34 protein-coding genes are annotated in these 25720 nt (G+C 54.2%); 1 reads left to right on the plus strand and 33 read right to left on the minus strand.

Annotated elements, in window-relative coordinates; genetic code table 11:
* Nucleotides 1-136 precede the first annotated feature (136 nt).
* A complete protein-coding gene (gene uvrA, locus LN244_RS15150) occupies nt 137-2959 on the plus strand; it encodes an excinuclease ABC subunit UvrA (RefSeq protein ID WP_239040603.1) in 2823 nt (940 codons plus the stop codon).
* 102 nt (nt 2960-3061) lie between these two features.
* Here the strand turns inward: uvrA and rplQ are convergent, their stop codons facing one another.
* The 33 genes from rplQ to rpoC all read right to left on the minus strand — a co-directional run bounded on the left by rplQ (nt 3062) and on the right by rpoC (nt 25715).
* Nucleotides 3062-3457 (minus strand): 50S ribosomal protein L17, encoded by a 396-nt coding sequence (gene rplQ, locus LN244_RS15155; RefSeq protein WP_239040604.1) that lies wholly within the window; start codon nt 3455-3457, stop codon nt 3062-3064.
* A 38-nt stretch (nt 3458-3495) separates the two neighbouring features.
* Entirely contained in the window at nt 3496-4500 is a 1005-nt protein-coding gene (locus LN244_RS15160; RefSeq protein ID WP_239040605.1) for a DNA-directed RNA polymerase subunit alpha, read from the minus strand.
* A gap of 25 nt (nt 4501-4525) precedes the next feature.
* Entirely contained in the window at nt 4526-5146 is a 621-nt protein-coding gene (rpsD, locus tag LN244_RS15165) for a 30S ribosomal protein S4 (RefSeq protein ID WP_239040606.1), read from the minus strand.
* A 15-nt stretch (nt 5147-5161) separates the two neighbouring features.
* Nucleotides 5162-5551: a 30S ribosomal protein S11 gene (gene rpsK, locus LN244_RS15170; RefSeq protein WP_106591399.1), complete on the minus strand. Its 390-nt coding sequence runs from the start codon at nt 5549-5551 to the stop codon at nt 5162-5164.
* Between the two features lie 19 nt (nt 5552-5570).
* Nucleotides 5571-5927, minus strand: a complete 357-nt coding sequence (rpsM, locus tag LN244_RS15175; RefSeq protein ID WP_239040607.1) for a 30S ribosomal protein S13 — start codon at nt 5925-5927, stop codon at nt 5571-5573.
* Nucleotides 5928-6064: 137 nt separating this feature from the next.
* Nucleotides 6065-6181 (minus strand): 50S ribosomal protein L36, encoded by a 117-nt coding sequence (rpmJ, locus tag LN244_RS15180; protein WP_007021200.1) that lies wholly within the window; start codon nt 6179-6181, stop codon nt 6065-6067.
* 17 nt (nt 6182-6198) lie between these two features.
* The gene (gene secY / locus LN244_RS15185; protein ID WP_239040608.1) at nt 6199-7524 is read right to left on the minus strand and encodes a preprotein translocase subunit SecY; all 1326 of its coding nucleotides are present in this window, start codon (nt 7522-7524) and stop codon (nt 6199-6201) included.
* The gene (gene rplO, locus LN244_RS15190; protein WP_217335263.1) at nt 7525-7959 is read right to left on the minus strand and encodes a 50S ribosomal protein L15; all 435 of its coding nucleotides are present in this window, start codon (nt 7957-7959) and stop codon (nt 7525-7527) included.
* Nucleotides 7960-7972: 13 nt separating this feature from the next.
* Nucleotides 7973-8155 carry a 50S ribosomal protein L30 gene (rpmD, locus tag LN244_RS15195; RefSeq protein WP_239040609.1) on the minus strand — a complete coding sequence of 61 codons (183 nt, stop codon included), beginning with the start codon at nt 8153-8155 and terminating at the stop codon, nt 7973-7975.
* Nucleotides 8156-8158: 3 nt separating this feature from the next.
* The gene (gene rpsE / locus LN244_RS15200) at nt 8159-8662 is read right to left on the minus strand and encodes a 30S ribosomal protein S5 (protein ID WP_239040610.1); all 504 of its coding nucleotides are present in this window, start codon (nt 8660-8662) and stop codon (nt 8159-8161) included.
* Nucleotides 8663-8673: 11 nt separating this feature from the next.
* Nucleotides 8674-9024, minus strand: a complete 351-nt coding sequence (rplR, locus tag LN244_RS15205) for a 50S ribosomal protein L18 (protein WP_239040611.1) — start codon at nt 9022-9024, stop codon at nt 8674-8676.
* Between the two features lie 9 nt (nt 9025-9033).
* On the minus strand, nt 9034-9567 hold the full coding sequence (rplF, locus tag LN244_RS15210) for a 50S ribosomal protein L6 (RefSeq protein WP_239040612.1): 534 nt from the start codon (nt 9565-9567) through the stop codon (nt 9034-9036).
* A gap of 11 nt (nt 9568-9578) precedes the next feature.
* Nucleotides 9579-9971: a 30S ribosomal protein S8 gene (gene rpsH / locus LN244_RS15215; RefSeq protein ID WP_239040613.1), complete on the minus strand. Its 393-nt coding sequence runs from the start codon at nt 9969-9971 to the stop codon at nt 9579-9581.
* A gap of 81 nt (nt 9972-10052) precedes the next feature.
* Nucleotides 10053-10358 (minus strand): 30S ribosomal protein S14, encoded by a 306-nt coding sequence (gene rpsN, locus LN244_RS15220; protein WP_239040614.1) that lies wholly within the window; start codon nt 10356-10358, stop codon nt 10053-10055.
* 16 nt (nt 10359-10374) lie between these two features.
* Complete coding sequence (rplE, locus tag LN244_RS15225; RefSeq protein ID WP_239040615.1) at nt 10375-10914, minus strand: 50S ribosomal protein L5; 540 nt, start codon at nt 10912-10914, stop codon at nt 10375-10377.
* Between the two features lie 14 nt (nt 10915-10928).
* Nucleotides 10929-11252: a 50S ribosomal protein L24 gene (gene rplX / locus LN244_RS15230; RefSeq protein ID WP_239040616.1), complete on the minus strand. Its 324-nt coding sequence runs from the start codon at nt 11250-11252 to the stop codon at nt 10929-10931.
* 99 nt (nt 11253-11351) lie between these two features.
* Complete coding sequence (rplN, locus tag LN244_RS15235; protein ID WP_239040617.1) at nt 11352-11720, minus strand: 50S ribosomal protein L14; 369 nt, start codon at nt 11718-11720, stop codon at nt 11352-11354.
* 86 nt (nt 11721-11806) lie between these two features.
* A complete protein-coding gene (gene rpsQ, locus LN244_RS15240) occupies nt 11807-12070 on the minus strand; it encodes a 30S ribosomal protein S17 (RefSeq protein WP_106591412.1) in 264 nt (87 codons plus the stop codon).
* A complete protein-coding gene (gene rpmC / locus LN244_RS15245; RefSeq protein ID WP_217335254.1) occupies nt 12067-12261 on the minus strand; it encodes a 50S ribosomal protein L29 in 195 nt (64 codons plus the stop codon). The genes rpsQ and rpmC overlap by 4 nt, the downstream gene beginning before the upstream one ends.
* Nucleotides 12261-12674 (minus strand): 50S ribosomal protein L16, encoded by a 414-nt coding sequence (rplP, locus tag LN244_RS15250; RefSeq protein WP_239040618.1) that lies wholly within the window; start codon nt 12672-12674, stop codon nt 12261-12263. The genes rpmC and rplP overlap by 1 nt, the downstream gene beginning before the upstream one ends.
* A gap of 11 nt (nt 12675-12685) precedes the next feature.
* A complete protein-coding gene (gene rpsC, locus LN244_RS15255) occupies nt 12686-13366 on the minus strand; it encodes a 30S ribosomal protein S3 (protein WP_239040619.1) in 681 nt (226 codons plus the stop codon).
* Between the two features lie 25 nt (nt 13367-13391).
* Entirely contained in the window at nt 13392-13724 is a 333-nt protein-coding gene (gene rplV, locus LN244_RS15260; protein ID WP_425542769.1) for a 50S ribosomal protein L22, read from the minus strand.
* An 8-nt stretch (nt 13725-13732) separates the two neighbouring features.
* Nucleotides 13733-14011, minus strand: coding sequence for a 30S ribosomal protein S19 (gene rpsS, locus LN244_RS15265; RefSeq protein WP_010324100.1), 279 nt, complete (start codon nt 14009-14011; stop codon nt 13733-13735).
* 12 nt (nt 14012-14023) lie between these two features.
* On the minus strand, nt 14024-14851 hold the full coding sequence (gene rplB / locus LN244_RS15270; RefSeq protein ID WP_239040620.1) for a 50S ribosomal protein L2: 828 nt from the start codon (nt 14849-14851) through the stop codon (nt 14024-14026).
* Between the two features lie 14 nt (nt 14852-14865).
* A complete protein-coding gene (gene rplW / locus LN244_RS15275; protein ID WP_239040621.1) occupies nt 14866-15162 on the minus strand; it encodes a 50S ribosomal protein L23 in 297 nt (98 codons plus the stop codon).
* Nucleotides 15159-15764 carry a 50S ribosomal protein L4 gene (rplD, locus tag LN244_RS15280; RefSeq protein ID WP_239040622.1) on the minus strand — a complete coding sequence of 202 codons (606 nt, stop codon included), beginning with the start codon at nt 15762-15764 and terminating at the stop codon, nt 15159-15161. The genes rplW and rplD overlap by 4 nt, the downstream gene beginning before the upstream one ends.
* An 11-nt stretch (nt 15765-15775) precedes the next feature.
* Nucleotides 15776-16414, minus strand: a complete 639-nt coding sequence (gene rplC, locus LN244_RS15285) for a 50S ribosomal protein L3 (protein ID WP_239040623.1) — start codon at nt 16412-16414, stop codon at nt 15776-15778.
* 111 nt (nt 16415-16525) lie between these two features.
* Entirely contained in the window at nt 16526-16837 is a 312-nt protein-coding gene (gene rpsJ, locus LN244_RS15290) for a 30S ribosomal protein S10 (RefSeq protein ID WP_209287949.1), read from the minus strand.
* A 197-nt stretch (nt 16838-17034) separates the two neighbouring features.
* On the minus strand, nt 17035-18228 hold the full coding sequence (gene tuf, locus LN244_RS15295) for an elongation factor Tu (RefSeq protein WP_239040624.1): 1194 nt from the start codon (nt 18226-18228) through the stop codon (nt 17035-17037).
* A 32-nt stretch (nt 18229-18260) separates the two neighbouring features.
* Nucleotides 18261-20354 (minus strand): elongation factor G, encoded by a 2094-nt coding sequence (gene fusA / locus LN244_RS15300; RefSeq protein WP_239040625.1) that lies wholly within the window; start codon nt 20352-20354, stop codon nt 18261-18263.
* 18 nt (nt 20355-20372) lie between these two features.
* Nucleotides 20373-20843 carry a 30S ribosomal protein S7 gene (gene rpsG, locus LN244_RS15305; RefSeq protein ID WP_239040626.1) on the minus strand — a complete coding sequence of 157 codons (471 nt, stop codon included), beginning with the start codon at nt 20841-20843 and terminating at the stop codon, nt 20373-20375.
* 154 nt (nt 20844-20997) lie between these two features.
* The gene (gene rpsL / locus LN244_RS15310; protein WP_010325525.1) at nt 20998-21372 is read right to left on the minus strand and encodes a 30S ribosomal protein S12; all 375 of its coding nucleotides are present in this window, start codon (nt 21370-21372) and stop codon (nt 20998-21000) included.
* Nucleotides 21373-21488: 116 nt separating this feature from the next.
* A complete protein-coding gene (rpoC, locus tag LN244_RS15315; protein ID WP_239040627.1) occupies nt 21489-25715 on the minus strand; it encodes a DNA-directed RNA polymerase subunit beta' in 4227 nt (1408 codons plus the stop codon).
* Nucleotides 25716-25720: the final 5 nt, after the last annotated feature.

Genomic DNA, 25720 nt, shown 5'->3' on the forward strand with positions numbered 1-25720 from the left:
CCTGCCGCTTCATTAGTGGTTGAGAATACCACACAGCGCCTTCCTATAGTAAGTCACGCCCATAGCGCAACGGCGGTTTAGCCACCTGCAGCAAACCTCTATAATGGTTCTTTTTGCCAGTTACAGCGGAGCAGTAATGGACAAGATTCTGGTCAGGGGCGCCCGTACCCACAACCTGAAAAATGTGGACCTCGATATCCCGCGCGACCAGCTCATCGTGATCACCGGTCTGTCCGGGTCGGGTAAATCCTCACTCGCCTTCGATACCCTTTATGCAGAAGGACAGCGACGTTACGTCGAATCGTTGTCGACCTATGCGCGCCAGTTTCTGTCGATGATGGAAAAGCCGGATGTGGACCACATCGAGGGTCTGTCACCGGCCATCTCCATCGAGCAGAAATCCACCTCGCACAATCCCAGATCCACCGTTGGTACCATTACCGAAATTTACGACTATCTGCGCCTGCTGTTTGCCCGTGCCGGTGAGCCCCGCTGTCCGGATCACGACCTGCCTCTGGCCGCACAGACGGTCAGCCAGATGGTAGACCAGGTACTGGCCCTGCCGGAAGGCAGCAAGGTGATGCTGTTGGCACCCATTGTCCAGGGCCGTAAGGGTGAACACCTCCATACTCTCAACCAGCTGCGTACTCAGGGATTCGTCCGTGCCCGTATTGATGGGCTGGTGGTCGACCTGGATGATGCTCCGGCACTGGACAAGAATCGCAAGCATGACATCGAGGTGGTGATTGACCGCATCAAGGTCCGGGATGACCTGCAGACGCGACTGACCGAGTCCTTCGAAACGGCGCTGGAACTGGCTGACGGGATCGCCAAGGTGGCACCAATGGAAGACAGGCTTGAAGAGATGGTGTTCTCGGCCCGCTTCGCCTGTCCAACCTGTGGCCACAGCATTCAGGAGCTCGAGCCACGCCTGTTTTCGTTCAACAACCCTCATGGCGCCTGTCCTTCCTGCGATGGACTTGGCGTACGCCAATTCTTTGACCCCCGAAAGCTGGTACAGGATGCCTCACTGCCCCTGGCACAGGGGGCCATTCGTGGCTGGGACAAACGCAGCCTCTATTACTATCAGCAACTACAGGCTGTCGCCGATCATTACGGTTTCGATCTGGATACCCCCTTTGAACAGCTGTCTGACAAGCATCGAAAGGTGATACTGGAAGGTAGCGGCAATGAAGAGGTCGCCTTCTATTACCGTAATGATCGCGGTGTCCGGGTACAGAAGCTGCACCCGTTTGAAGGCGTCATCAACAATCTGGAACGTCGATACCGGGAAACCGAATCGGAAAGCGTGCGTGAAGATCTGGCCAAGTTCCTGAATATGCAACCCTGCCCGTCCTGCCACGGCACCCGTCTGCGACGCGACGCGCGTCATGTCTATATCGACGAGCACACTCTGCCGCAGATCGTACGTATGCCGATCGGCCAGGCACAGCAGTACTTCAACACGCTCCATCTGAGTGGCAAACAGGGCGAAATTGCAGAGAAGATCCTCAAGGAGATACGGGACCGACTCACCTTCCTCGTCAACGTGGGGCTGGATTACCTGTCACTTGAACGAAGTGCAGAGACCCTGTCAGGGGGCGAGGCACAGCGTATCCGACTGGCAAGCCAGATCGGTGCCGGACTGGTAGGCGTCATGTACGTGCTCGACGAGCCGTCCATCGGACTGCACCAGCGTGACAATGAACGCCTGCTGGAAACCCTGAAACACCTGCGAGATCTGGGCAATACCGTCATTGTGGTGGAGCATGACGAAGATGCCATTCGCATGGCTGACTATCTGATCGACATTGGCCCCGGCGCCGGCGTGCACGGGGGCCATGTCATTGCTGCCGGCAAGCCGGAGCATATTATGGCCACACCCGAGTCCATCACTGGCCAGTACCTCAGTGGAGAACGCTCAATCGCCATCCCGAAACAACGCAAGGAGGCTGATCCTGAACAGATGCTGCGATTGATCGGAGCCACTGGCAATAACCTCCAGGGCGTCGATCTTGAAATCCCGGTGGGATTATTGACCTGCATAACCGGTGTATCCGGTTCGGGCAAGTCCACTCTGATCAACAATACCCTCTACCCGGTTGCCGCAACCGAACTGAACCATGCCACCACACTGGATGCGGCCCCACACGAGCGTATTGAAGGTCTGGAGCTGTTCGATAAGGTGATCGATATTGATCAGAGCCCCATTGGGCGGACGCCTCGGTCAAATCCGGCCACCTACACCGGTATTTTCACCCCCATTCGGGAACTGTTTGCAGGGACGAAAGAAGCACGCTCCCGCGGCTACAAACCGGGTCGATTCAGTTTCAACGTAAAGGGTGGTCGATGTGAGGCCTGTCAGGGCGATGGCGTGATCAAGGTCGAGATGCATTTCCTGCCCGATATCTATGTCCCTTGCGACATCTGCAAAGGCAAACGCTATAACCGGGAAACGCTTGAAGTCACTTACAAGGGCAAAAGTATCGACGAAGTGCTCGAAATGACCGTCGAAGATGCACGGGAATTCTTCGATGTGATCCCTGCTCTGGCCCGCCGCCTGCAGACGCTGATTGATGTAGGTCTGAGCTATATACGACTGGGCCAAGCGGCCACCACACTGTCCGGCGGTGAAGCACAAAGGGTCAAGCTGGCACGGGAACTGAGCAAACGCGATACGGGCAAAACACTGTATATCCTCGACGAACCGACAACGGGTCTACACTTCTACGATATCCAGCAGCTGCTCAACGTACTCGACCGACTGCGCGATCACGGCAACACCATTGTGGTGATCGAACATAACCTGGACGTGATCAAGACCGCTGACTGGATTGTCGATCTGGGACCGGAAGGTGGCAGCGGGGGTGGCCAGATCATCGCCAAAGGCACGCCCGAACAGGTGGCCGCCAGCGCAGTCTCGCACACCGGCCGCTTCCTCAAGCCGTTGCTCGGCTAACAAATCAGGGGCGAATCCTCTCGCCCCCGATTCAAGTTATCCACAGACACAAAAAAACCCGGGCCTTACGGACCGGGTTTTTTAATGCTGTCGCAGTAATGATTAATCTTCAGCAGATTCTTCAACTACAGCCAGGCCAGCAGGACGATCAACCAGCTCAACGTAAGCCATCGGTGCTTTATCGCCTGCGCGGTAACCGCATTTCAGAATGCGGATATAACCACCCGGACGAGTCGCGTAACGCGGGCCCAGTTCGTTGAACAGTTTACCAACAGCTTCGTTGCTGCGGGTACGGGAGAACGCCAGACGACGGTTAGCAACCGAGTCGGTCTTGGCCAGAGTGATCAGCGGCTCAGCAAAGCGGCGCAGTTCTTTTGCTTTAGGCAGAGTAGTCTTGATCAGTTCATGTTCGAACAGAGACACTGCCATATTCTTGAACATCGCTTTGCGGTGAGCACTTGTACGATTCAAGTGTCGACCAGATTTACGATGACGCATTTTCTAAATCCTTTGTAACTAGGGTTACGAAGTCAGACTCAAGAGGCAACCTTGTCATCGCCTTTCAGACTGGCCGGAGGCCAGTTTTCCAGACGCATGCCAAGCGACAGACCTTTGGATGCCAGCACATCCTTAATCTCGGTCAGTGACTTCTTGCCCAAGTTAGGAGTCTTCAGCAGTTCTACTTCGGTGCGCTGGATAAGATCACCAATGTAGTAGATCTGCTCTGCTTTCAGACAGTTCGCGGAACGTACAGTCAGCTCAAGGTCATCGACCGGACGCAGAAGAACAGGATCAATCTCCGGTTCATTCGGCTCTGCACGGGTCTGTTCGCCAGCATCTTCAAGATCGACAAACACAACCAGCTGCTGCTGCAGAATGGTTGCCGCCCGACGGATGCACTCTTCAGGGTCGATCGTGCCGTTAGACTCGATGTCGATCACCAGTTTATCCAGATCGGTACGCTGTTCTACACGCGCGCTTTCTACAGCATAAGATACGCGCAGAACAGGGCTGTAGCTGGCATCCAGCTGCAGACGTCCAATGGCACGAGTTTCGTCTTCGTCGCTCACACGTGCGTCAGCCGGGACATAACCGCGGCCACGCGTCACACGCAGCTGCATGTTCAGCGAATGACCCGGGTTGAGGTGCGCAATCACATGTTCCGGGTTTGCAACCTCAACGTCCTGGTTCAGCTGGATATCACCAGCAGTCACCGGACCGGCCTCTGACTTGGAAAGAGTCAGGAGCGCTTCATCACCGTTATGCAGAGCAAGAGCAACACCTTTGAGGTTCAGCAGGATCTCAATGACATCCTCCTGAACACCCTCGATGCTGCTGTACTCGTGCAGTACACCTTCGATCTCTACTTCCGAAATTGCACAACCCGGCATGGAAGAGAGCAGGATACGGCGCAGCGCATTGCCCAGAGTATGGCCGAACCCCCGCTCAAGCGGCTCAAGAGTCACTTTAGCGCGGGTTTTGCTAATCTCCTGCACGTCAATGTGACGTGGGTATAGAAACTCGTTTACTGAACGCTGCATAGTTCCACCAGTCAAGAGTTCAAAATTACTTCGAGTAGAGCTCGACAATCAGGTGCTCGTTGATGTCGGCTGACAGATCACTACGTTCCGGCAGGGACTTGAAAGTACCTTCCATCTTCGCAGCATCAACTTCAACCCACTCAACCGGGGCACGCTGAGCAGCCAGATCCAGAGCGTGCTTGATACGCAGCTGGTTTTTGGCTTTTTCACGAACTGCTACTACGTCGCCAGCCTGTACCTGGTAGGAAGGAATGTTCACAACCTGACCGTTTACAGTGATCTGGCGGTGAGAGACAACCTGACGTGCTTCTGCACGGGTAGAACCATAACCCATGCGGTATACAACGTTGTCCAGACGGCCTTCCAGCAGCTGGAGCAGGTTTTCACCAGTTGCACCCTTACGGCGTGCAGCTTCTTTGTAGTAACTACGGAACTGACGTTCCAGAACGCCGTAGATACGACGAACTTTCTGTTTTTCACGCAGCTGCAGACCGTATTCAGACAGACGACCGCGACGGGCGCCGTGAACACCAGGTACTGTTTCTGCTTTGCACTTGCTATCAAGCGCGCGGACACCGCTCTTCAGGAAGAGGTCGGTGCCTTCACGACGGGACAGCTTGCACTTAGGTCCAAGATAACGAGCCATATTACCGTCTCCAGATTAAACGCGACGCTTCTTCGGCGGACGACAACCGTTGTGCGGAATCGGTGTCACGTCCGTGATATTTGTGATTTTGTAACCACAACCGTTCAGGGCACGAACGGCGGATTCACGACCCGGTCCCGGGCCTTTCACAAACACGTCGAGGTTTTTCAGACCGTATTCCAGAGCTGCCTGACCGGCACGCTCGGCCGCAACCTGAGCTGCGAACGGGGTGCTCTTACGGGAACCACGGAAGCCGGAGCCACCTGCAGTCGCCCAGCTCAGAGCGTTACCCTGGCGATCGGTAATAGTGATGATAGTGTTGTTAAAAGAGGCGTGGATGTGCGCGAGGCCATCCGCAACCTGCTTTTTAACCTTTTTACGAGTGCGATTACCTGGCTTAGCCATATTCGGAAATTCCTATCGCTTACTTACGGATCGGCTTACGCGGTCCTTTACGGGTACGCGCATTCGTCTTGCTGCGCTGACCACGCACCGGCAGGTTACGACGGTGGCGCAGGCCGCGGTAGCAACCGAGGTCCATAAGACGCTTGATGTTCATGTTGACTTCACGGCGCAGATCGCCCTCAACAGTCAACTTGGCAACTTCACCACGAACATTATCGAGCTGCTCTTCAGACAGGTCTGCGATCTTAGTGCTCGGCTCAATACCGGTCGCATCACAGATCTGTTTGGCAGTCGTGCGGCCAATCCCGAAAATGTAAGTCAGAGAAATTACCGCATGCTTATTGTCAGGAATATTGACGCCAGCTATACGGGCCATTCAATGTACTCCATATTAGTGTTCTGGGAGATGCTCACCAGAACCAATCATTCTTTAGTTCGTGGAAGGCGCGCAATGATATACCCTGATCAAAAATAAATCAAGGCTGCGCGCTTCCACTCCCGGCCAGCTGTGGATTAACCCTGGCGCTGCTTGTGTCGGGGTTCCACTTTGCAGATCACGCGCACGGAACCGTTGCGGCGTACGATCTTGCAGTTACGGCAAATCTTTTTAACAGATGCGCGTACTTTCATGATCCACCTCGTTAGGCTTAGCGCAGCAAACCTGCGCCGCCCTTAAGATTCGATTTTTTCATCAGGGACTCATACTGGTGCGACATCAGATGCGATTGCACCTGCGCCATGAAGTCCATCACCACAACCACTACGATCAGCAGTGAAGTACCGCCGAAGTAGAAAGGCACGTTCCACGCCACCACCAGAAACTGGGGCATCAGTGAAACTGCCGTGATGTAAAGCGCACCGAACAGAGTCAGGCGGCTCAGCACGGAATCAATGTACCGTGCAGACTGATCACCAGGACGAATCCCCGGAATAAAGGCACCTGATTTTTTCAGGTTATCGGCTACGTCACGCGGATTGAAAACAATCGCAGTATAGAAGTAGCAGAAAAATACGATCGCAGTCGCGAACAGCAGAATGTACAGCGGCTGTCCCGGACCCAGAGCCAAAGCCACGTCCTGCAACCATTCCATACCTTCAGACTGGCCAAACCACTGACCAACTGAAGCAGGAAACAGCAGAATACTGGACGCGAAGATCGGCGGAATAACACCCGCCATGTTGACCTTCAGCGGCAGATGACTGGACTGAGCCGCATAGACACGGCGACCCTGCTGACGTTTCGCATAGTTGATGGTGATGCGACGCTGGCCGCGCTCCATGAACACAACAAAACCAACAGTGGCAATCGCCAGGACAGCAATGGCCAGCAACGCCAGGATGTTGAGATCACCCTGACGCGCCGCTTCAAAGGACTGACCGATCGCACTGGGCAGACCCGCCACAATACCGGCAAAGATCAGAATCGAGATGCCGTTACCGATGCCATGCTCAGTGATCTGCTCACCCAGCCACATCAGGAAGACAGCACCAGCCACCAGAGTCACGACAGCAACGAAGTAGAAGCTGAAGTCTGCCACGAAGGCAACGCCCTGGTTTGCCAGACCAACCGCCATACCAAACGCCTGCAACGTCGCAAGAACGACTGTTCCGTAGCGTGTGTATTGGCTGATTTTACGCCGCCCGGCTTCCCCTTCTTTTTTCAACTGCTCGAGCTGAGGGCTCACGACGGTCATCAACTGCATAATGATAGAGGCAGAGATGTAGGGCATGATACCCAGTGCCAGGATCGACATGCGCTCCAAAGCACCACCCGAAAACATGTTGAACAGACTGAGGATGGTTCCCTGGTTCTGATCAAACAGCGCAGCAAGGCGATCAGGATTGATTCCCGGCACCGGGATATGTGCCCCGATGCGGTAAACAATGATCGCGATCAGAACGAATCTGAGACGAGCCCAAAGCTCTTTCAGACCGCTCTGCATGCCTGCCGGTATTTGTCCTTGTTTAGCCATTTACGCCTCGACTTTGCCGCCAGCAGCCTCGATCGCAGCCTGTGCACCTTTGGTCACTTTCAGACCTTTAACGGTGACTGCCTTGTTGATCTCACCAGACAGAATCACACGTGCAGATTTGATCTCTTCACGAATGATGTCAGCCTGTTTCAGCGCAGCCAGATCGACAACGTCGACACCGGCAGCAGCCAGTTCGTTCAGACGAACTTCAGCCACGTAACGCGCCTGACGGGAGGTGAAACCGAATTTCGGCAGACGACGCTGAATTGGCATCTGACCGCCTTCAAAACCCGGATTGACGCTGCCGCCAGAGCGGGATTTCTGACCCTTGTGACCACGGCCACAAGTTTTACCCAGACCGGAGCCGATACCACGACCTACACGCTTGGGAGCGTGCTTGGAACCAGCGCCCGGGCGCAGAGTATTCAAACGCATTGGGTGACTCCTCTTACTCGCCTTCTACACGAACCATGTAGTTGACTTTGTTGATCATGCCACGCACCGCCGGGGTATCTTCCAGCTCAACAGTGTGGCCGATACGACGCAGACCCAGGCCTTTAACAGTCTGGATGTGCTTCGGCAGACGACCGATGGTGCTGCGTACCAGGGTAACCTTTACAGTGTTAGCCATGGTTTAACCCTCCAGAATGTCTTCGACGGTTTTGCCACGCTTGGCTGCAACATCTTCCGGAGCAGACATCTGCTTCAGACCGTTGATGGTTGCACGCACTACGTTTACCGGGTTGGTAGAGCCGTAGCACTTAGCCAGTACGTTGTGAACACCAGCCAGTTCGAGAACTGCACGCATCGCACCACCGGCGATGATACCAGTACCCTCAGAAGCGGGCTGCATGTAAACCTTGGAAGCACCGTGACGGGCTTTTACCGGGTACTGCAGAGTGTGGCCGTTCAGCTGAACGCTGATCATGTTACGGCGCGCCTGCTCCATCGCTTTCTGGATAGCAACAGGTACTTCACGCGCTTTACCGCGACCGAAGCCTACGCGACCGTTACCGTCACCAACGACAGTCAGCGCTGTGAAACCGAAGATACGACCGCCTTTTACCACTTTAGCGACGCGGTTTACCTGAACCAGCTTCTCTTGCAGTTCACCGTCTTTCTGTTCGTGATTTGCCATATTAGAAACCTTTAGAATTCCAGGCCGCCTTCGCGAGCAGCATCAGCAAGAGCTGCAACACGACCGTGGTATTTGAAACCGGAGCGGTCAAACGCTACCTTGGATACGCCTGCTTCTTTAGCACGGCTGGCGATCAGAGCACCCACTTTCTTGGCTGCTTCGATGTTACCGGTAGCACCTTCACGCAGTTCCTTCTCGACTGTGGAGGCAGAAGCCAGAACCTGGCTGCCGTCAGCAGAGATAACCTGCGCGTAAATGTGACGCGGAGAGCGGTTCACGCAAAGGCGAACTGCGCCCTGCTCACGCATCTGCATGCGCGAACGACGCGCACGACGAATACGAGCTTGCTTTTTATCGTTCATGACCCTGCCTTACTTCTTCTTAGCCTCTTTACGGCGTACATATTCATCAGCATAACGAACACCTTTGCCTTTGTACGGCTCAGGCGGACGGAATGCGCGAATTTCTGCAGCCACCTGTCCAACACGCTGCTTGTCAGCACCGCTGACAATGATAGTGGTGTTGTTCGGGGTTTCGGCAGAAACACCTTCGGGCAGTTCGTAATCGATCGGGTGAGAGAAGCCCAGCGTCAGGTTAAGCGTATTGCCTTTTGCCTGCGCACGGTAACCAACACCCAGCAGAGTCAGGGTCTTGGAAAAGCCTTCGCTAACACCGACAACCATGTTGTTGACCAGAGCACGAGTGGTGCCGGTCAGAGCCATGGACTGCTTGGCGCCATCACGCGGAGCAAATACCAACTGACCTTCAGCCTGTTCAACAGAAACAGACGGGTGCAGGTCCAGGTTCAGCAGACCGTTCTTGCCCTTGATGGACAGAGCCTGGCCAGCCAGCTTAACTTCAACACCTGCCGGTACAACTACGGGTTTCTTCGCAATTCGTGACATTGGAATACCTCTTAGAAGACCGTGCAGATGACTTCACCACCGATGCCTGCTTTGCGAGCAGCGCGATCAGTCATGACGCCTTTGCTGGTAGAGACAATTGCGATACCCAGGCCATCTGCCACTTTCGGCAGATCTGCTGCGCTCTTGTAGATACGCAGAGACGGACGGCTTACGCGCTTGATCTCTTCGATAACCGGCTTGCCTTCGAAATACTTCAGTTCGATAGACAGTACAGGTTTAACATCACCTTCAACAGAGAAGTCGGCGATGTAGCCTTCGTCCTTCAGTACAGTTGCAACAGCAACCTTCTGCTTGGAAGACGGCATGGCAACATGGGCTTTCTCAGCCATGTGTCCGTTGCGGATACGGGTAAACATATCCGCGAGGGTGTCTTGCATACTCATGCTATTAACGTCCTCTTAAGTGCAGCGCAGTGCGGTAGCAGGACGAACCTGCCCTGACCACTGAGCTTACCGTTTGCAAGCTTACCAGCTTGCCTTCTTCAGGCCCGGAACATCGCCGCGCATTGCAGCTTCACGCAGCTGGTTACGGCACAGTCCAAACTTGCGGTAAACCGCATGCGGACGACCGGTAACCTGGCAACGACGCTGTTTGCGCACCGGGCTGGCATCACGCGGCAACTTCTGCAGCGCGACCTGTGCATCCCAAACTTCATCTTCAGAGCTGTTCGGGTTTGCGATAATTGCTTTGAGCTCAGCACGCTTGGCAGCGTACTTGGTAGCGAGTTTTTCGCGCTTGAGCTCACGCTGAATCATTGAAACCTTGGCCATTATGGGAACCCCTGCCTTATTTCTTGAACGGGAACTGCAGAGCGGTCAGCAGTGCACGACCTTCGTCGTTGTTCTTCGCGGTGGTGGTGATGGTGATATCCAGGCCACGCAGTTTGTCGACTTTGTCATAGTCGATTTCCGGGAAGATGATCTGCTCTTTAACGCCCATGCTGTAGTTGCCACGGCCATCGAAAGATTTCGGGTTCAGACCACGGAAGTCACGGATACGCGGGATAGAGATATCTACCAGACGATCCAGGAATTCCCACATCTGCTGACCACGCAGAGTGACTTTACAGCCGATCGGCCATCCTTCACGAACCTTGAAGCCCGCGATGGATTTACGAGCATTGGTCACTACCGGCTTCTGACCTGCGATAGCAGTCATGTCAGCAACGGCATTTTCCAGCTGCTTCTTGTCACCCAGAGCTTCACCCACACCCATGTTCAGGGTGATTTTGGTGACACGCGGAACGGCCATAACGTTCGGGCTGTTCAGCTCTTCTTTCAGCTTCTGCTTGATTTCGTTTTCGTAAAGCGCTTTCAGTCTTGACATTGCACCAACCTCTCTTACTTATCACCGCCGACGTGTTCGCCGGTGGACTTGAAGAAACGTACCTTGGTGCCGTCTTCAAGCAGCTTGAAGCCTACACGATCACCTTTACCGGTCTGCGGGTTGAAAATTGCTACGTTTGAAGTAGCGATAGCCGCTTCCTTCTCAACGATTCCACCCTGACGACCCAGCATCGGGTTCGGCTTCTGGTGCTTTTTGACCATATTGATGCCAGACACGATCAGACGATCGTTTTCGAGCACGCGCATTACCTTGCCACGCTTGCCCTTGTCTTTACCTGCGATAACGATGACTTCATCGTCGCGACGAATCTTACGCATTATTTTACCTTGTCGTTTCCTGCTACCCTCTCATGCTCAAAAACGCCAAACCCTGTCGGGAATGGCGTTTTCTTCATAAGAACCACTCAAAGAGCGGTCTTACAGCACTTCAGGCGCCAGGGAAATGATCTTCATAAACTTCTCAGTACGAAGTTCACGCGTTACTGGCCCGAAGATACGAGTACCGATCGGAGCGTCGTTGGCGTTCAGCAGAACCGCAGAGTTAGTATCAAAGCGGATCAGTGAGCCGTCAGGACGACGAACACCTTTACGGGTACGTACTACGACAGCCTTAAGTACCTGGCCTTTCTTTACCTTGCCACGCGGAATTGCTTCCTTGACGGTCACCTTGATGATGTCGCCAACAGAGGCGTAGCGGCGGTGAGAACCACCCAGGACCTTAATACACTGCACACGCTTGGCGCCGCTGTTGTCAGCAACATCAAGCATCGTTTCAGTCTGAATCATGGTCTACTCCACAAACTGTATAAACCGTCACCGCAACATCATTTCAGCTGCGGTGAACTGGCATAATGGAGCAAAGGCGCACTAGTTTACACCTTTGCTGCACGCTCTTCAATGCGAACAAGAGACCAAGTTTTGGTCTTTGACAGCGGACGGGATTCGGCGATTGTCACCAGGTCACCCATCTGACACTCATTCTTCTCATCGTGAGCATGCAGTTTGGTGGAGCGCTTCACAAACTTACCGTAGATCGGGTGTTTTTCCTTACGCTCAACCAGAACTGTGATGGTTTTATCCATCTTGTCACTGACGACCTTACCGGTCACAGTCCGAGTACGTTTTTCCGCGCTCATTTGGTCACCTGCTTTTCGTTCAGAAGAGTCTTAACGCGAGCAATATCGCGACGAACCTGACCCAGCAGGTGAGTCTGTGCCAGCTGGCCAGTGGCTTTCTGCATACGCAGGTTGAACTGGTCCTTCAGAAGACCCAGCAGAGCCTGCTGAAGCTCTTCAACGGACTTGTCACGCAGTTCAGTAGCTTTCATTACATCACCGTCCGTTTAACAATTGTGGTGGAAACCGGCAGCTTGGCAGCAGCCAGAGCAAAAGCTTCAGAAGCCAGTTCTTCAGGCACACCGCTCATTTCGAACAGAACCTTACCCGGCTGGATCTGAGCTACCCAGTACTCCACGCTACCCTTACCTTTACCCATACGTACTTCCAGCGGCTTGGTAGTGATCGGCTTGTCCGGGAAAACACGGATCCAGATCTTACCACCACGCTTGACGTGACGGGTCATGGTACGACGGGCCGCTTCGATCTGGCGAGCAGTGATACGGCCACGACCGGTCGCTTTCAGTGCAAATTCACCAAAGCTGACCTTGCTGCCGCGCTGTGCCAGGCCGCGGTTGCGACCTTTCATTACCTTACGGTATTTCAGTCGTTTCGGTTGCAGCATTGACGTCTACCTCACTTACCTTTCTTCTTGGGCGCGTTCTTCTCAGCACGTACCTGTTCGATACCGCCGAGGATCTCGCCCTTGAAGATCCAGACTTTAACGCCGATCACACCATAAGTAGTGTGGGCTTCGTAGGTAGCGTAATCGATGTCCGCACGCAGAGTGTGCAACGGAACACGACCTTCACGATACCATTCAGTACGAGCAATCTCGGCACCGCCAAGACGTCCGCTAACCTGAATTTTGATGCCTTTGGCGCCCTGACGCATGGCGTTCTGAACCGCGCGCTTCATCGCACGACGGAACATGACGCGACGTTCCAGCTGGCTGGCAACGCTCTGTGCAACCAGTTTCGCATCCAGATCCGGCTTGCGTACTTCCTCGATGTTGATGTGAACAGGCACACCCATCATCTGGGAAACAGCGTTACGCAGCTTCTCGACGTCTTCGCCCTTCTTGCCGATCACGATACCCGGACGAGCCGTGTAGATGGTGATCTTGGCATTCTGTGCCGGACGCTCGATTTCGATGCGGCTTACAGATGCATTCTTAAGCTGCTCATCCAGGTACTTACGAACCTGAAGGTCATTCAGCAGCTTTGCAGAGTATTCAGCCTTGTCGGCGTACCATACAGAGGTATGGTCCTTAACGACACCAAGCCGAATACCGGTCGGATTGACTTTCTGACCCATATTGAACTCTCCTAGCAATCAGCTCTTAGTCTGCCACCTTGACGGTGATATGTGACGTACGCTTCAGGATGCGATCAGCGCGACCCTTGGCACGCGGCCGGATACGCTTCATGGTCATCCCTTCATCGACGAAGACAGCTGACACGCGCAGATCATCAATATCGGCACCTTCGTTATGCTCCGCATTCGCGATAGCAGACTCCAGAACCTTCTTGACCAGGTGCGCACCTTTCTTCGTGCTGAACGCCAGGATATTCAGAGCTTCGCCCACAGATTTACCACGGATCTGATCAGCGACCAGTCGGGCCTTCTGGGCGGAGATGCGGGCGCCTGTGTGCTTGGCGATAACTTCCATCATCTACCCCCTTACTTCTTCTTGGCCTTCTTGTCGGCTGCATGACCGCGGTATGTACGTGTCGCAGCGAACTCGCCCAGTTTGTGGCCGACCATGTCTTCGGTGATGAAAACCGGGACATGCTGACGACCGTTGTGTACTGCAATGGTAAGACCAACGAACTGCGGGAACACAGTTGAACGGCGTGACCAGGTCTTGATCGGACGACGTTCGTTAGCTTCGATTGCAGCCTCTACCTTCTTCAACAGGTGAAGGTCGATAAAAGGACCTTTCTTCAGTGAACGTGGCACAGCTGATTCCTCTTATTTAGCCTGACGACGGCGTACGATCAGTTTATCAGTACGCTTGTTCTTGCGAGTCTTGTGACCCTTGGTCGGCACGCCCCACGGAGTAACCGGGTGACGACCACCAGAGGTACGACCCTCACCACCACCATGCGGGTGATCAACCGGGTTCATCGCCACACCGCGAACGGTCGGACGAACACCACGCCAGCGCTTGGCACCAGCTTTACCCAGCTGACGCAGGCTGTGCTCAGAGTTGCTCACTTCACCCAGAGTAGCGCGGCAATCGACCAGCACTTTGCGGGTCTCGCCAGAACGCAGACGCAGAGTAGCGTATGCACCTTCACGGGCTACCAGCTGTGCAGAGGTTCCTGCTGAACGCGCGATCTGAGCGCCTTTGCCAGGCTTCAGTTCTACGCAGTGAACAGTACTACCCAGCGGAATGTTACGCAGCGGCAGAGTGTTACCGATTTTGATATCAGCGTCATCGCCAGAGACGATGCGCGCACCGGCCTGCAGACCTTTCGGTGCGATGATGTAGCGACGTTCACCGTCAGCGTACTTCACCAGCGCGATGTTGGCAGAACGGTTGGGATCGTATTCCAGACGCTCGATCTGAGCCGGGATACCATCCTTGTTGCGACGGAAGTCGATGATACGGTAGTGGCTCTTGTGACCACCGCCGATATGACGAGTCGTAATACGACCGTTGTTGTTACGACCACCAGTCTTGCTTTTCTTTTCGACCAGCGCAGCAAACGGCTTGCCCTTGTGCAGACCTTCGCTGACCACCTTAACGACATGACGACGTCCAGCAGAGGTCGGCTTTGCTTTAATAACTGCCATGGTTCAACCCCTCGTTATTCGCCTGCCAGGAAATCGATTTCAGAGCCTTCAGCCAGACGAACGTACGCTTTGCGAACATCGCTACGCTTACCCATGCCACGCATGGTGCGCTTGGTTTTACCCTTGATGTTCAGGACGTTTACGCCTGCAACCTTTACGTTGAACAGCTCTTCAACGGCTTTCTTGATTTCCGGCTTGGTTGCATCTTTAGCCACGCGGAAAACAACCTGCTCGCTGCCTTCAGCTACGATTGTGGCCTTTTCAGAGATGTGCGGTCCGAGCAGCACTTTGTAAATGCGTTCCGGGTTCATGCCAACACCTCCTCAATTTTCTTCAGAGCAGGAACTGTCACCAGGACCTTCTCGAAACCAACCAGGCTAACCGGGTCGATACCTGCCGCATCGCGCACGTCAACGTGCGGTACGTTACGAGCAGCCAGATACAGATTCTGCTCGACGTTTTCGGTGATCAGCAGCGCGTTGTCCAGCTTGAGTTCATCCAGCTTGGCAACAAACTGCTTGGTCTTCGGTGCTTCCAGCTGGAAGTCTTCAACAACAACCAGACGCTCCTGACGAACCAGCTCAGACAGGATGCAGCGCATCGCAGCGCGGTACATCTTCTTGTTTACTTTCTGAGCAAAGTTACGCGGCTGAGCGGCGAAGGTTACACCACCCGCACGCCACAGCGGTGAACGGCTAGTACCCGCACGGGCACGACCGGTACCTTTCTGACGGAACGGCTTGGCGCCACCACCAGAAACTGCGGAACGGTTTTTCTGCGCTTTAGTACCCTGACGACCTGCTGCCATATAGGCAGTCACGACCTGGTGTACCAGCGCTTCATTGAACTCTTTACCAAATGCCAGATCGGATACTTCAACCGATCCAGTGGCTCCAGTCAGATTCAGATTCATGGCAATCCTCCTCAGGCGCGTGCTTTAACAGCAGGTTTAACGATGACGTCGCCGCCGGTGGCGCCCGGGATTGCACCCTTGACGATCAGCAGGTTGCGTTCTGCGTCAACGCGTACGACTTCCAGAGTCTGTACGGTGCAACGCTCGGCACCCATGTGACCGGCCATCTTTTTACCTTTGAATACACGACCCGGGGTCTGGCACTGACCAATGGAACCCGGAGCACGGTGAGAAACGGAGTTACCGTGAGTCGCGTCCTGAGTAGCGAAGTTCCAGCGCTTAACGCCACCCTGGAAACCCTTACCTTTGGATTGACCGGTAACATCGATCTTCTGACCTGCTTCGAAGCGCTCAACTGTCAGCGTATCGCCAACGTTGATTTCCTCGTCACCATTCAGACGGAACTCCCACAAACCGCGACCGGCTTCTACACCAGCTTTGGCAAAGTGACCAGCTTCCGGCTTGCTCAGGCGATTAGCCTTCTTGCTACCAGTAGTCACCTGTACCGCCGCATAACCGTCGTTTTCGACAGTCTTGATGCTGGTTACACGGTTCGGTTCCATTTCGATGACGGTGACTGGCACGGACACGCCATCTTCAGTGAAGATGCGGGTCATACCCGCTTTACGTCCGATAAGTCCTACAGACATGTTTTTACCTCTTGCCAGTTGTGTACGGGGCTGTCACCCACTATGGCTGCCCTTTTCAGGCGCATTCCACAAATAGCGCTTCATTAATTGAATAATTCTGCGCAGTGCGTATTAGCCGAGGCTGATCTGCACTTCTACACCCGCAGCGAGATCCAGCTTCATCAGTGCGTCGACAGTCTTTTCTGTCGGCTCAACGATGTCCAGAACACGCTTGTGCGTACGAATCTCATACTGATCGCGCGCGTCTTTGTTGACGTGCGGAGAAATCAGTACAGTGTAACGCTCTTTGCGAGTAGGAAGTGGGATCGGACCACGCACCTGAGCACCTGTCCGCTTAGCAGTCTCAACGATCTCCTGAGCAGATGAGTCGATCAGGCGATGATCAAAAGCCTTCAGACGAATTCTGATTTTTTGGTTCTGCATTCTGATCACGCATTTCCTGTAAGTTTTTTAACGGCAATAGCCGACCTCCCCTCGAATGAAGGGGACGCAAATTTTACTCATTGAGCAAGTTAGCGTCAACCAAAAGTTTAATTTTTAACCAGCCAGGTCAACATTATTACCAGGTACAAAAAAAGCCCTCCGAAGAGGGCTTTTTCAGTTCATATCATGCGAGAAAATTACTCGATGATTTTGGATACAACGCCGGCGCCGACAGTACGACCACCTTCGCGGATTGCGAAGCGCAGACCATCTTCCATCGCGATCGGGTTGATCAGGGTAACAGTCATCTGGATGTTGTCACCCGGCATTACCATCTCAACACCTTCCGGCAGCTCACAGGCACCAGTGATGTCTGTGGTACGGAAGTAGAACTGCGGACGGTAGCCTTTGAAGAACGGAGTGTGACGACCGCCTTCTTCTTTGCTCAGTACGTATACTTCGCCTTCGAACTTGGTGTGCGGAGTGATTGAACCCGGCTTGGACAGTACCTGACCACGCTCAACTTCGTCACGCTTGGTACCACGCAGCAGCGCACCAACGTTCTCGCCTGCACGACCTTCGTCCAGCAGCTTGCGGAACATCTCAACACCAGTACAGGTAGTCTTGGTGGTGTCCTTGATACCAACGATCTCGATCTCGTCACCCACTTTCAGGATGCCACGCTCGATACGACCGGTTACTACGGTACCACGACCAGAGATAGAGAATACGTCCTCGATCGGCATCAGGAACGGCAGGTCTACCAGACGCTGCGGCTCAGGAATGTACTCATCCAGAGTCTCAACCAGCTTCTTGACAGCAGAAGTACCGTAACCGTTCTCGTCTTCGCCGTTCAGAGCCATCAGCGCAGAACCCACAACGATCGGAGTGTCGTCGCCCGGGAATTCGTACTGATCCAGAAGCTCACGAACTTCCATCTCTACCAGTTCCAGCAGCTCTTCATCGTCAACCATGTCCGCTTTGTTCAGGAACACAACGATGTAAGGTACGCCTACCTGACGAGACAGCAGGATGTGCTCACGAGTCTGCGGCATGGGGCCGTCAGCAGCAGAACATACCAGGATAGCGCCGTCCATCTGAGCAGCACCAGTGATCATGTTCTTAACGTAGTCAGCGTGTCCCGGGCAGTCTACGTGCGCGTAGTGGCGAGTCGGTGATTCGTACTCTACGTGTGAAGTAGAGATGGTGATACCACGCTCACGCTCTTCCGGTGCGTTATCGATACCGTCGAAAGCAACGGCAGCGCCGCCCCATACTTCTGCACATACGCGAGTCAGCGCAGCGGTCAGAGTGGTTTTACCGTGGTCAACGTGGCCGATGGTACCTACGTTAACGTGCGGCTTGTTACGTTCAAATGCTTGTTTAGCCACAATTAAATCCTCTTGATTCAGTAATTGGCTTATCAGTTCTGCTTGATAACGGCTTCGGCGATATTCTGCGGAGCTTCAGCGTAGCACTCGAACTCCATGGAATACGTCGCACGACCCTGAGACGCAGAGCGCAGGTCAGTAGCGTAACCGAACATTTCACCCAGGGGTACCTGAGCATTGATGATCTTGCCGGAAGTGCTGTCTTCCATACCCTGAACCAGACCACGACGACGGTTCAGGTCGCCCATCACGTCACCCATGTACTCTTCAGGGGTTACAACTTCAACTTTCATCATCGGCTCAAGCAGGCACGGATTTGCTTGCTGTGCATACTTCTTGAGAGCCTGAGATGCGGCGATTTTAAACGCCATCTCGTTGGAGTCAACTTCATGGAAGGAACCGTCATACAGACGTGCCTTCAGACCGATGAGCGGATAACCGGCGATAACACCGTTCTTCATCTGCTCTTCGATACCTTTCTGGATTGCCGGGATGTATTCCTTCGGAATTACACCACCAACGATCTCGTTCACGAACTCCAGCCCTTCATCATCACTCGGGCTGAACTCGATCACTACGTGACCGTACTGACCACGACCACCGGACTGACGAGCAAACTTGTGGTTTGCCACAACAGAGCTGCGGATACGCTCACGGTAGGCCACCTGCGGCTTACCGATGTTCGCTTCCACCTTGAACTCACGCTTCATACGGTCAACGATGATGTCCAGGTGCAGCTCACCCATACCGGAGATGATGGTCTGACCGGTTTCTTCATCAGTTTCAACACGGAAAGACGGGTCCTCCTGGGCCAATTTACCCAGTGCAACACCCATTTTCTCCTGGTCGGCCTTGGACTTCGGCTCTACCGCAACAGCGATTACGGGCTCAGGGAACTCCATGCGCTCCAGAACAATCTTGTTGTCCAGATCACACAGGGTATCACCAGTGGTCACATCCTTCAGGCCGATCAGGGCCGCGATGTCACCTGCCAGTACTTCTTTGATCTCTTCACGGCTGTTGGCGTGCATCTGCACCATACGACCAACACGCTCTTTCTTCTGCTTGACAGAGTTGTACACGCTGTCACCAGAGTTCAGAACACCGGAGTAGACGCGAACGAAGGTCAGTGTACCTACGAACGGGTCGGTTGCGATCTTGAATGCCAGCGCAGAGAACGGTGCATTGTCATCAGCTTCACGAGTCGCAACAGTTTCAGCCGCGTCGTCAAGAGTACCTTCGATCGCCTTAACTTCAGTCGGAGACGGCAGGTATTCGATGACCGCATCCAGAACCGCCTGAACGCCCTTGTTCTTGAATGCAGAACCGGCTGCCATCAGAACGATTTCGTTAGCCAGAGTACGCTGACGCAGACCGGCCTTAACTTCTTCGTCTGACAGCTCACCTTCTTCGAGGTACTTGTCCATCAGTTCTTCACTGGCTTCGGCTGCCGCTTCGATCATCATCTCGCGGTATTCTTCAGCCTTCGCCTGCAGATCAGCCGGGATATCTTCCAGCTCGTAGGTCATACCCTGATCTGCTTCGTTCCACATGATTGCTTTCATGCGGATCAGGTCGACAACGCCCTTGAAGTTGTCTTCCGCACCGATCGGGATATTGATCGGCACAGTTACAGCGCCCAGGCGCTTCTTCAGCTGAGACTCAACCATGAAGAAGTCTGCACCGGCGCGGTCCATCTTGTTGACGAACACCATACGCGGTACTTCGTACTTGTTGGCCTGACGCCATACAGTCTCGGTCTGCGGCTGTACACCGGAAGATGCACACAGAACCACTACAGCACCATCCAGTACTCGCAGTGAACGTTCTACTTCGATAGTGAAGTCAACGTGCCCCGGAGTATCGATGATGTTGATGCGGTGCTGGTCGAACTGCTGGTTCATACCCGCCCAGAACGTGGTAGTAGCAGCAGAGGTGATGGTAATACCACGCTCCTGTTCCTGCTCCATCCAGTCCATGGTAGCGGCACCGTCATGCACTTCACCGATCTTGTGAGACAGACCTGTGTAGAACAGGATACGCTCTGTAGTGGTGGTCTTGCCGGCGTCTACGTGAGCGCAAATACCGATATTACGGTAGCGCTCGATAGGTGTCTTACGAGCCACGACAATTTCCTCTGATGTTTAGAAGCGGTAGTGAGCGAAAGCCTTGTTGGCTTCAGCCATGCGATGCACGTCTTCACGTTTCTTGACAGCAGCACCACGACCTTCGGAAGCGTCAACCAGCTCACCAGCGAGACGCAGCGCCATGGATTTTTCACCACGCTTACGGGCAGCATCTACAAGCCAGCGCATGGACAGAGCCATACGACGAGCGGGACGTACTTCTACAGGCACCTGGTAAGTAGCACCACCTACACGGCGGGATTTAACCTCAACCAGCGGCTGTACGGTTTCCAGTGCTTTTTCGAACAGCTCCAGCGGGTCCTGCTTGGTGCGTTCTTCAATCTTTTCCATCGCACCGTAAACGATACGCTCAGCAACAGATTTCTTGCCGTGTACCATCAGGTGGTTGATGAATTTTGCCAGAGTAATGTTACCGAACTTAGGATCCGGCAGGATTTCACGCTTCGCAGCGACGCGTCTTCTTGGCATGGATAAGCCCTCTAAAAATTGTTTAAGGTCTTCAGGATATTGCGGTATGTATACACATCCGCCCTTACTCTTATCGTCTTTCGGTCTTGCTTTAACAGCTGCGTAACCCTAAGCGGCCACCTGCTGGAACAGCGCTACCGTCGGACCGACGGAATTAGGACTTGGGACGCTTGGTACCGTACTTGGAACGACCCTGTTTACGATCGTTAACACCAGAGCAGTCCAAAGAACCGCGAACAGTGTGGTAACGAACACCCGGGAGGTCCTTTACTCGACCGCCACGGATCAGAACAACGGAGTGTTCCTGCAGGTTGTGACCTTCACCACCGATGTAGGAAGACACTTCAAAGCCGTTGGTCAGACGCACACGACATACTTTACGCAGAGCCGAGTTCGGCTTCTTCGGAGTAGTAGTGTAAACACGGGTACATACACCGCGACGCTGCGGACATGCCTGAAGCGCACGAACGTCGCTCTGCTGTACCTTGCGCTTACGCGGCTTGCGTACCAACTGGTTGATTGTTGCCATTAAGCAAACTCCACGTTTGGTTTATAAGCACCATTAAAAAGCCGGATTGCTATCCAGCACGAAAGGGCCGGAATTTTAATCAATTCCGGCCCCCGACGTCAATTATTGAGCAATATTTACTCAGCGTCTGGCGACATGGAGGCGTTCAGTGCTTCCGTCAGTGCCTGCTGCACTTCTTCTGCACTTACAGTGACGCCCTCTGTTGCCATTTGACGTTTACGCTTGCGTTCGCTGTGGTACGCCAAACCGGTACCTGCCGGAATCAGACGACCCACAACAACGTTTTCTTTCAGGCCACGCAGGAAGTCGCGCTTGCCGGTTACCGCACCTTCGGTCAGTACGCGAGTCGTTTCCTGGAACGACGCCGCAGAGATGAAGGATTCGGTTGCCAGAGATGCCTTGGTGATACCCAGCAGTACACGCTCGTACTTACAGGTAATCTTGCCTTCGGCTTCCAGACGCTTGTTCTCTTCAACGATAGCCGCGTATTCAACCTGGTCACCCGGAATGAAGTCAGAGTCACCGGCATCAACGATTTCAGCCTTGCGCAACATCTGGCGCACGATTACTTCGATATGCTTATCGTTGATCGCAACACCCTGGAGGCGATAAACCTCCTGAATTTCGCTGACGATGTACTTGGCCAGTTCTTTAACACCCAGAATTCGAAGGATGTCATGTGCGTTCGACGGACCGTCAGACAGCACTTCACCCTTCTCAACGGTTTCACCTTCGAATACGTTCAGGTTTCGCCATTTTTGGATCATGGTCTCAACCGGATCACTGCCGTCATTCGGCGTAATCACGATGCGACGCTTGCCCTTGGTTTCCTTGCCGAAGGTTACGCTACCGGACACTTCTGCCAGTACGGCAGACTCTTTCGGCTTACGCGCTTCGAACAGGTCGGCAACTCGTGGCAGACCACCGGTAATGTCCTTGTTGACCGAGCCTTCCTGCGGAATACGCGCCAGGATGTCACCGATCTGTACTTCCGCACCATCATTCAGGTTGACGATCGCTTTAGCTGGCAGCAGGTACTGCGCCGGCATTTCGGTACCCGGGTGGTACACGTCGTTACCATTGGCATCGACCAGCTTGATCATCGGACGGATGTCCTTGCCAGCCTGCGGACGATCCTTCGCATCGAGAATTTCGATCGTGGACAGACCGGTCAGCTCATCCGTCTGACGCTTGATGGTAATACCGTCTTCCATGCCGACGAACTCGACCTTACCCGCCACTTCAGTGACGATCGGGTGAGTATGCGGGTCCCAGTTGGCGACAACAGCACCGGCATCGACCTTGGAGCCGTCACGTACCTTGATGATGGCACCGTATGGGAGCTTGTAGCGCTCGCGCTCACGGCCGTGCTCATCGGTGACGCCCAGCTCACCGGAACGGGAAGTGGCCACCAGGTTACCATCGGTACGCTCTACAAACTTCAGGTTATGCAGACGAATCTCGCCACCGTTCTTCACCTGAATGCTGTCAACCGCAGCCGCTCGAGAAGCCGCACCACCGATGTGGAACGTACGCATGGTCAGCTGTGTACCCGGCTCACCGATTGACTGAGCGGCGATTACACCGACAGCTTCACCACGGTTGACCAGATGCCCACGACCCAGGTCGCGACCATAACAGTTGGAGCAAATACCGTGCTGAGATTCACAGGTGATTGCAGAGCGAACCACGATCTCATCAATACCGCTGTAGGCTTCATCATTTTCCAGACGATGCACCCAGGCTTCATCGATCAGGGTACCTGCCGGGATCAGCGTTTCGGTCTCGGCCGGGTTCAGCACGTCCTCGGCCACAACACGGCCCAGTACTCGCTCACCCAGGGTCACGATCACATCACCACCCTCGATCATCGGCTGTACGATAACGCCACGATCGGTACCGCAATCTTCTTCCGTAATCACCACGTCCTGAGCCACGTCAACCAGACGACGGGTCAGGTAACCGGAGTTAGCGGTCTTCAATGCAGTATCTGCAAGACCCTTACGCGCACCGTGCGTGGAGATGAAGTACTGGAGTACGTTCAGACCTTCACGGAAGTTCGCTACGATCGGTGTCTCGATGATGGAGCCGTCCGGCTTCGCCATCAGGCCTCGCATACCGGCCAGCTGACGAATCTGAGCGGCGCTACCACGCGCACCGGAGTCGGCCATCATGTAGACGGAGTTGAACGACTCCTGCTCTATCTGATTGCCTTCAGCATCGGTCACGATATCCACTTTCAGGTTATCCATCATCTTCTTGGCCAGCAGCTCGTTGGCACGTGACCAGATGTCGATAACCTTGTTGTATTTCTCGCCCTGAGTTACCAGACCGTCAGCGAACTGACGCTCGATCTCTTTAACTTCGGCATCCGCTTCGGCGATGATTTCAACCTTCTCGGCCGGAATTTCGAAGTCGTTTACGCCGATAGAAGAACCGGACATGGTTGCCTGACGGAAACCGGTGTACATCAGCTGGTCAGCAAAGATAACCGTATCTTTCAGACCACAGCGGCGATAGGCTTCGTTCAACAGCTTGGAGATCGCCTTCTTCTTCATGGTCTGGTTGACCAGAGAGAACGGCAGTCCCGCCGGAACAATATCGAACAGCATGGCACGACCGACAGTGGTGTCCTGCAAGCCATAGCGCTCTTCTACGTTGCCTTCGATATCACGGATAACTTCACGGATACGGACCTTGATACGCGCCTGCAGATGCACCTGACCGGCGCCGTGGGCACGCTGGACTTCCTTGATGTCAGAGAAGACCATGCCTTCGCCCTTGGCAGCGACACGCTCACGGGTCATGTAGTACAGACCCAGTACCACGTCCTGAGACGGCACGATGATCGGCTCGCCGTTCGCCGGTGACAGGATATTGTTGGTCGACATCATCAGCGCACGGGCTTCGAGCTGGGCTTCCAGTGTCAGCGGCACGTGTACTGCCATCTGGTCACCGTCAAAGTCGGCGTTGTAAGCCGCACAGACCAGCGGGTGCAGCTGAATCGCCTTACCTTCGATCAGGACCGGTTCGAACGCCTGGATACCCAGACGGTGCAGTGTCGGCGCACGGTTCAACAGAACCGGGTGCTCACGAATCACTTCATCGAGGATATCCCAAACCAGCGGCTCTTCGCGCTCGACCATCTTCTTGGCGGCCTTGATAGTGGTCGCGTGACCACGCAATTCCAGCTTGGAGAAGATGAACGGCTTGAACAGTTCCAATGCCATTTTCTTCGGCAGACCACACTGGTGCAGGCGCAGGTAAGGACCGACCACGATTACGGAACGGCCGGAGTAATCCACACGCTTACCGAGCAGGTTCTGACGGAAACGACCCTGCTTACCCTTGATCATATCGGCCAGGGATTTCAGCGGACGCTTGTTGGATCCGGTAATGGCACGACCGCGACGGCCGTTATCCAGCAGTGCATCGACGGACTCCTGCAGCATGCGCTTCTCGTTGCGCACGATGATGTCCGGTGCATTCAGGTCCAGCAGTCGCTTCAGACGGTTGTTACGGTTGATCACGCGACGATACAGATCGTTCAGATCGGAGGTCGCGAATCGGCCACCATCCAGCGGTACCAGCGGACGCAGGTCCGGCGGCAGAACCGGCAGCACTTCCATGATCATCCAGGCAGGATTGTTGCCGGACTTCAGGAAAGCTTCGAGCAGCTTCAAACGCTTGGACAGTTTCTTGATCTTGGTTTCGGAGTTGGTCTGCGGCAGCTCTTCACGCAGTTGCTGACACTCTTCTTCAAGATCGATGGAAGCCAGCAGTTCCTTGACCGCCTCGGCACCCATGCGCGCATCGAATTCGTCGCCAAACTCTTCCAGCGCTTCAAAGTACTGCTCGTCGTTCAGCATTTGTCCACGCTCCAGCGTGGTCATGCCTGGTTCGATTACGACAAAGGACTCAAAGTAAAGCACACGCTCGATGTCACGCAGGGTCATATCCAGCATCAGACCGATACGGGACGGCAGTGACTTGAGGAACCAGATATGAGCAACCGGAGAGGCCAGCTCAATGTGACCCATGCGCTCACGACGCACTTTGGTCTGGGTCACTTCAACGCCACACTTCTCACAGATAACACCACGGTGCTTCATGCGCTTGTACTTGCCGCACAGACACTCGTAGTCCTTCACCGGGCCGAAGATCTTGGCGCAGAACAGGCCGTCACGCTCCGGTTTGAAGGTACGGTAGTTGATAGTTTCCGGCTTTTTAACTTCACCGTAGGACCAGGAACGGATCATGTCCGGTGATGCCAGGGATACGCGAATGGAGTCGAACTCTTCGGACTGTCCCTGGGACTTCAGCAGATTCAGCAAATCTTTCATTGTCT

This window comes from Marinobacterium sediminicola (genome assembly GCF_022343685.1).
In the GTDB taxonomy this organism is placed as follows: Bacteria; Pseudomonadota; Gammaproteobacteria; order Pseudomonadales; family Balneatricaceae; genus Marinobacterium; species Marinobacterium sediminicola.

Bases quoted from the DNA above. Each gene is read 5' to 3' on its own strand.
- rplR (WP_239040611.1), bottom strand. From the start codon at position 9,024: ATGAACGATAAAAAGCAAGCTCGTATTCGTCGTGCGCGTCGTTCGCGC.
- rplX (WP_239040616.1), bottom strand. From the start codon at position 11,252: ATGCGTAAGATTCGTCGCGACGATGAAGTCATCGTTATCGCAGGTAAA.
- rpmC (WP_217335254.1), bottom strand. From the start codon at position 12,261: ATGAAAGCTACTGAACTGCGTGACAAGTCCGTTGAAGAGCTTCAGCAG.
- rplN (WP_239040617.1), bottom strand. From the start codon at position 11,720: ATGATTCAGACTGAAACGATGCTTGATGTTGCTGACAACAGCGGCGCC.
- rpsM (WP_239040607.1), bottom strand. From the start codon at position 5,927: ATGGCCCGTATAGCTGGCGTCAATATTCCTGACAATAAGCATGCGGTA.
- uvrA (WP_239040603.1), top strand. From the start codon at position 137: ATGGACAAGATTCTGGTCAGGGGCGCCCGTACCCACAACCTGAAAAAT.
- rplF (WP_239040612.1), bottom strand. From the start codon at position 9,567: ATGTCACGAATTGCGAAGAAACCCGTAGTTGTACCGGCAGGTGTTGAA.
- rplO (WP_217335263.1), bottom strand. From the start codon at position 7,959: ATGCGTTTGAATACTCTGCGCCCGGGCGCTGGTTCCAAGCACGCTCCC.
- rplD (WP_239040622.1), bottom strand. From the start codon at position 15,764: ATGAATCTGAATCTGACTGGAGCCACTGGATCGGTTGAAGTATCCGAT.
- rpmJ (WP_007021200.1), bottom strand. From the start codon at position 6,181: ATGAAAGTACGCGCATCTGTTAAAAAGATTTGCCGTAACTGCAAGATC.
- rpsE (WP_239040610.1), bottom strand. From the start codon at position 8,662: ATGGCAAATCACGAACAGAAAGACGGTGAACTGCAAGAGAAGCTGGTT.
- rpsC (WP_239040619.1), bottom strand. From the start codon at position 13,366: ATGGGTCAGAAAGTCAATCCGACCGGTATTCGGCTTGGTGTCGTTAAG.
- rplQ (WP_239040604.1), bottom strand. From the start codon at position 3,457: ATGCGTCATCGTAAATCTGGTCGACACTTGAATCGTACAAGTGCTCAC.
- rpsN (WP_239040614.1), bottom strand. From the start codon at position 10,358: ATGGCCAAGGTTTCAATGATTCAGCGTGAGCTCAAGCGCGAAAAACTC.
- rpsJ (WP_209287949.1), bottom strand. From the start codon at position 16,837: ATGCAGAACCAAAAAATCAGAATTCGTCTGAAGGCTTTTGATCATCGC.
- rplB (WP_239040620.1), bottom strand. From the start codon at position 14,851: ATGGCAGTTATTAAAGCAAAGCCGACCTCTGCTGGACGTCGTCATGTC.
- rplE (WP_239040615.1), bottom strand. From the start codon at position 10,914: ATGTCAAGACTGAAAGCGCTTTACGAAAACGAAATCAAGCAGAAGCTG.
- rplP (WP_239040618.1), bottom strand. From the start codon at position 12,674: ATGCTGCAACCGAAACGACTGAAATACCGTAAGGTAATGAAAGGTCGC.
- rplW (WP_239040621.1), bottom strand. From the start codon at position 15,162: ATGAACCCGGAACGCATTTACAAAGTGCTGCTCGGACCGCACATCTCT.
- rpmD (WP_239040609.1), bottom strand. From the start codon at position 8,155: ATGGCTAACACTGTAAAGGTTACCCTGGTACGCAGCACCATCGGTCGT.
- rpsH (WP_239040613.1), bottom strand. From the start codon at position 9,971: ATGAGTATGCAAGACACCCTCGCGGATATGTTTACCCGTATCCGCAAC.
- rplV (WP_425542769.1), bottom strand. From the start codon at position 13,724: ATGATGGAAGTTATCGCCAAGCACACAGGCGCCCGCATCTCCGCCCAG.
- rpsK (WP_106591399.1), bottom strand. From the start codon at position 5,551: ATGGCTAAGCCAGGTAATCGCACTCGTAAAAAGGTTAAAAAGCAGGTT.
- rplC (WP_239040623.1), bottom strand. From the start codon at position 16,414: ATGTCTGTAGGACTTATCGGACGTAAAGCGGGTATGACCCGCATCTTC.
- rpoC (WP_239040627.1), bottom strand. From the start codon at position 25,715: ATGAAAGATTTGCTGAATCTGCTGAAGTCCCAGGGACAGTCCGAAGAG.
- secY (WP_239040608.1), bottom strand. From the start codon at position 7,524: ATGGCTAAACAAGGACAAATACCGGCAGGCATGCAGAGCGGTCTGAAA.
- LN244_RS15160 (WP_239040605.1), bottom strand. From the start codon at position 4,500: ATGCAGCGTTCAGTAAACGAGTTTCTATACCCACGTCACATTGACGTG.
- rpsD (WP_239040606.1), bottom strand. From the start codon at position 5,146: ATGGCTCGTTATCTTGGACCTAAGTGCAAGCTGTCCCGTCGTGAAGGC.
- rpsG (WP_239040626.1), bottom strand. From the start codon at position 20,843: ATGCCAAGAAGACGCGTCGCTGCGAAGCGTGAAATCCTGCCGGATCCT.
- rpsL (WP_010325525.1), bottom strand. From the start codon at position 21,372: ATGGCAACAATCAACCAGTTGGTACGCAAGCCGCGTAAGCGCAAGGTA.
- rpsQ (WP_106591412.1), bottom strand. From the start codon at position 12,070: ATGAGCGCGGAAAAACGTACTCGGACTGTGACCGGTAAGGTCGTCAGT.